The following is a 4,909-nucleotide window of genomic DNA, read 5'->3' on the forward strand; positions in this document are numbered from 1 at the left end:
GGTGCGCGGCGGCCGGCGAGCTCGCGGCGCACGTCGACACGGGCAGCGTCGCGCGCGACCTCGACGTCCTGCGCGCGGCCCTGGGCGACGCGCGGCTGAGCTACCTGGGCAAGTCCTACGGCACGTCCATCGGCGCGACCTACGCGCAGGCCTTCCCTGCCCGCGTGGGCCGCTTCGTCCTCGACGGCGCCATCGACCCGGCCCTGACGAGCGACGAGGTCAACGCGGGCCAGGCCGGCGGGTTCGAGCAGGCCCTGCGCGCCTACGTCACCGACTGCCTCGACGGTGCGGAGTGCCCGCTGCGCGGCAGCGTGGACGACGGCGTCGCGCAGGTGCAGCAGCTGCTGCGCAACGCCGACGAGGCTCCGCTGCGCACGGGCACGCCCCGCCCGCTCACCGAGGGCCTGACGTACCTCGCGCTGGCCTACCCGCTGTACGCGGAGCAGCTGTGGCCGGACCTGACGGCGGCGCTCGCCAAGGCCTTCTCCGGCGACGGGTCCGGGCTGCTCGCGCTCGCCGACGCCTACACCGAGCGGCGCCCCGACGGGTCGTACGCGAACAACGCGAACACCGTCATCTACGCCGTGAACTGCCTGGACCGCGGGGACACCGACACCCCGGCCGACGTCGAGCGCGCCGCGGCCGAGCTCACGCGCACGTCGCCCACCTTCGGCCGCTTCCTCGCGTGGAGCTCGCTGCCGTGCTCGACGTGGCCCATCCCCGCGGTCGGCCGCCCCGGCCCCGTGACCGCCGAGGGGGCCGGCCCGATCGTCGTCGTCGGCACCACGCGCGACCCCGCGACGCCGTACGCCTGGGCGCGGTCCCTGGCCGGGGAGCTCGCCTCCGGGCACCTGCTCACCTACGACGGCGACGGGCACACGGCCTACCGGCGCGGCAGCTCCTGCGTCGACGCGACCGTCGACGCCTACCTCGTCGCGGGCACGGTGCCCGACGACGGCGCCCGCTGCTGAGGCTCGGCGGCGCGGAGGTGAGCGGCACCCTCCCGGTCATGTAAGGTCTCTGTCCGTGCCCGAGAGGGCACACGCCGCCTTAGCTCAGCTGGCCAGAGCAACGCACTCGTAATGCGTAGGTCCCGGGTTCGAATCCCGGAGGTGGCTCAGCGGATCGCGGGGGACGCCTGGTCGGGCGTCCCCCGTCGTCGTCTCCGCGGGGCTCAGCCGATCGCGGTGTTGTCCTTCCACACCTGCCGCAGCCGGGCGTTCAGCGGGGCGGGCCCGGCGGCGCAGACCAGCTCGTGCGTCAGCCGCGCGCCGACCTGGTCCGGGTCGTCCTCGGTGAGCAGCACGGCGCGGCCGTCGTCGATGCGCCAGCGCTGGCCCAGCGGCAGGACGTCGGCGAGGACCTTCTGCGGCGCGAGCACGGTCTCGGCGCCGGCCGGGTCGCGGTAGACCTCCACGTCGGCCCCGCAGCGCCCGCACGTGTCGTCGCGGTAGGGCCGGGCCGCGAGGCGTTCGGCCATGCGCGCCACGTGCTGCGCGACCGCGGTGACGCCCTGCCCGATCGTCGGGGGCAGGGCGGGGTCGGCCACGCGCTCGCGCCGGGGCGCGGGGGTGCTCGTGCGGGCCCCCGCGAAGCGCGCGGCGCAGGCGGCGCACACGGCGACGCTGACGCCCAGGCGCTCCTGGACGGCGACGTCGACGCCCGAGCGGCAGAACGCGCACGCGGGCCCCGGCTCGAGGTCGAGGAGGACGCTCACGCCCGACAGGATGCCCCACGGACCCGACGCAGCGCGGGCGTCAGGGCCGCAGCAGCACCTTCAGGGCGCCGGAGCGCCGCCCCAGCTCCTCCAGCGCCGCGCCCGCCTGCTCGAGCGGGAACTCGTGGGTGACGATGACGGACGGGTCGAGGATGCCGAGGGCGAAGGCGCGCACGGCGTAGGCCCAGGCCCGGGTCGGGGCGCCGAAGACCGTCATGACGTGCACCTGGCGGGAGACCAGCTCGAGCGAGGACAGGTCGTCGGCGTCGTTCGCGGGGATGCCCGTGAGGACGACGCGGCCGCCCGGCCGGCCCAGGCGCGTCGCCAGGCGCGCGATCCCGGGGACGCCCGCGGCCTCGACGACGGCGTCGAAGGTGCCGAGCAGCCCCGCGCCCTCGGCCTCGTCGGACAGCACGTAGTGCGCGGCGCCGCAGCGCCGGGCCAGCTCCTCGCGCGAGGTGTTGTGGTGCACGACCGTGACCTCGGCGCCCGCGCCCTTCAACAGCTGGGTGGCGAGCAGGCCGAGCGCGCCCGCGCCGATGACGGCGACCCGGCTGCCGACGGTGAGGTCGGCCAGCAGGACGGCCTCGGCGACGCACGCGGCGGGTTCGATGCCCGCGGCCGAGCGGAGGTCGGCGCCCTCGGGCAGCAGGTGCAGGTAGCGCGCGGGCAGCTCGAGGTACTGCGCCCAGCCGCCGGGCAGCGTGAAGCCCGTCTCCTCGTACTCCTGCGGCCACGCGGCCGTGTCGCCCGCGACGGAGGCGGGCGCGGTGGAGGACGTGCGGATGCCCTGCCCGACGGTGCCGCGCCCCACGAGCTCGGCGGGCACGCCGTCGCCGACCTCGACGACCGTGCCGGACCACTCGTGACCGGGCACGACGGGGTAGCGGACGAACTCCGCGGGCCGGGTGCCGCCGAAGACCTCGCGGTCGGAGCCGCAGATGCCGCACCACGCGACCTCGACGAGGACGTTGCCCGGGGCGGGGGCCGCGACGTCGACCTCGACGACCTCCAGCTCTCCGGGGGCGGTGATGCGCACCGCCCGGCCCGTGCGTGCGGTCTGCGAGCTCATGCGTCCTCCGGGGTGGGTCAGGTCGTCGCCGGGGATCCTGCCACGGGCAGGCGCACCACCGCGGTGCTCCCCACCCGCGCGACGACCTCGCCGCCGCGCGCGAGCGCCCCCGCGACCCACGCGGCCTTCTGCGCGGGCGTCGTGGACAGGGAGCTGCGGGCGGTGTCGAGCACGACCCACGGGCCCAGGGCGGCGTCGGGCTTGTCGGGCGACCACGTCGAGAGGGGGTGGGCCGCCACGAGGTAGGCGCCGGAGGTGTTGTCGGCGGCGACCGGGGCGCCCGCGGGCACGGCCCGGACGGCCGCGCGCAGGTCGGTCACGACGGCCGAGGGCCGCCAGGTCGCGGCCGCGACGGGCGAGGGCAGGGTGCGGACGTCCACGAGCAGGGCCGTCGTGGCGGCGCAGGCGACGGCGGCGACGACGGCCACCGCGGTCCGCCCCCGCGGCACGCGCCGCAGGACGTCGACGAGCGCGACGGCCGCGACGGGCACGAGCACGGCGTCGTAGTGGAACTGCGAGGACCAGTAGCTGGGCTGGGAGCTCGCCAGCCGCCACGCGAGCGTCGGCACCGCGAGCAGGGCGACGGGCGAGGCCACCCAGACGGCCCCGCCGCCGACCACGACCGCCGCGACCAGCCCCAGGCGCGGCAGCACGCCCGCGCCCGGGTCGGAGAACGACCCCACGCGGCTCAGGTCGTGGTCGGGGTCGACGGCCCACATGGTCCCCAGCGCCACCGCGACGCCCAGCACCGCGACGACCGCCAGGCGCACCCCGAGCCGGCGCGCGCCGCGCAGCCACAGGACGGCCGCGACGGCGAGGACGGTGGCGCCCATGTCCTCCTTGACCAGCAGCAGCGGCAGCGACCACAGGGCGGCCGCGCGGTCGCGCCGCTCCAGCAGGGCGATCGCGACCAGGGCCAGGAGCGGCACGGCGAGGGCGATCTCGTGCACGTCGAAGCGGGCCGCGGTGAGCGTGCCGTGGGCGAGCAGCGTCCCGGCCGCGACGGCCGCCGCGGGGGCCGCGGGCAGGTGCCGGGCCGCACAGCGCACGACGAGGGCCGTGCCGAGCGCGAGCAGCACCGCCTGCAGCAGCACGAGGGAGCGCGGGTCGGCCCACAGCCGCCACGCGACGCCGAAGACGGCCGTGGCGGGGGAGAAGTGGTCCCCCAGCAGCGGCCGGCCGGGCGCCAGCACGTCGGCGGTCGGCCAGCGCAGCTGCGACCACGACCGCGCCGACTGGCTGAAGATGGCCAGGTCGTAGGTGTGCGCCTCGCCCGCCTGGTAGCGGCCCACGCCGACGCCCGCGCACAGCAGCAGCGACACCGCACCCGCCAGGACGGTCAGGGCACGGGCGGGACGCGGGGGCACGGGCCCCGATGATGCCCGGCCCTACGGGCTCAGCTGGTCTCGACCCGCTGGATGACCTCGGTCAGCGCGGTCACGAGGCGCTGCGCCTCGGGCAGGGAGAGCTGGGCGATGTCGCCGATGAAGACGCGGGGCCCGAAGCGCCGCACGACGGTCTGCCCGCCCTCGGCGTAGGCGAGGTCGGTGCTCTCCAGCCGGACGGGGCAGGGGCGCTCGGCGCCCTCGTCGCCCTCGAGCGGGACGACGCGCGCCTCGTAGGAGTGCAGCCAGCCGCCCTCCACCTCCAGGCCCTGCGAGGCCCAGGCGGGGGTGTCCCAGCGGATCACCTGCACGTCGTCGTCGCGGACGCCCGCCGCGCTGCGGGGGGTGACGGCTGCGCGGTCGCCGTCGGCGGGGGTGTGCTGGTCGTCCATCGACGCTCCATGGGCTGAGGGCACAAAGGCAGTGGCAAAATGTGATCGCGCGGTCGCGCACAGTGGTTAGCGCCCAGACTGCCAGACGCCGTCAGTTCTCGCTCCGTGTTCGTGTCAACACTCACGGTGGATTGGTCGACGGGTCCACGACCTCGGCTGCACGACCGGCGGGGGCGTGGCGCTGGGCCGTTCGGGGACGGAGTTGCCGCCCGGCCGCACGCGCAGGCACCATCACTGCATGTCGGGTCCGGTGCTGGGGGCGGTGAGGACGGTCGTCCTCGACCCCTTCTGGCCCGGCCGCCGTCCCTACCTCTTCGACTGCTGGTGTCGACCGGGCCGCTGA

General features: G+C 76.6%; 5 protein-coding genes and 1 tRNA gene. 2 read left to right on the forward strand and 4 right to left on the reverse strand.

Going from position 1 to position 4,909, the window contains the following annotated elements:
- The coding region (locus GTR02_RS19800; protein ID WP_166609201.1) for an alpha/beta hydrolase at positions 1–971 on the forward strand (971 nt) is incomplete at its 5' end.
- Positions 972–1,044: 73 nt separating this feature from the next.
- A tRNA-Thr gene (locus tag GTR02_RS19805) sits at positions 1,045–1,118 on the forward strand.
- 56 nt (positions 1,119–1,174) lie between these two features.
- Here the strand turns inward: GTR02_RS19805 and GTR02_RS24735 are convergent.
- From GTR02_RS24735 to GTR02_RS19825, 4 genes are read right to left on the reverse strand one after another with little or no spacing between them, the layout of a single operon-like run.
- Positions 1,175–1,717: a DUF6083 domain-containing protein gene (locus GTR02_RS24735; protein WP_166609202.1), complete on the reverse strand. Its 543-nt coding sequence runs from the start codon at positions 1,715–1,717 to the stop codon at positions 1,175–1,177.
- A gap of 40 nt (positions 1,718–1,757) precedes the next feature.
- Complete coding sequence (locus GTR02_RS19815; protein WP_166609203.1) at positions 1,758–2,789, reverse strand: zinc-dependent alcohol dehydrogenase; 1,032 nt, start codon at positions 2,787–2,789, stop codon at positions 1,758–1,760.
- A 17-nt stretch (positions 2,790–2,806) separates the two neighbouring features.
- The gene (locus GTR02_RS19820; protein WP_166609204.1) at positions 2,807–4,156 is read right to left on the reverse strand and encodes a DUF2079 domain-containing protein; all 1,350 of its coding nucleotides are present in this window, start codon (positions 4,154–4,156) and stop codon (positions 2,807–2,809) included.
- A gap of 29 nt (positions 4,157–4,185) precedes the next feature.
- The gene (locus GTR02_RS19825; RefSeq protein WP_166609205.1) at positions 4,186–4,566 is read right to left on the reverse strand and encodes a hypothetical protein; all 381 of its coding nucleotides are present in this window, start codon (positions 4,564–4,566) and stop codon (positions 4,186–4,188) included.
- Between the last annotated feature and the right edge of the window lie 343 nt (positions 4,567–4,909).

Origin of the sequence: Kineococcus siccus (assembly GCF_009906795.1) — a bacterium.
Lineage (GTDB): Bacteria > Actinomycetota > Actinomycetes > Actinomycetales > Kineococcaceae > Kineococcus > Kineococcus siccus.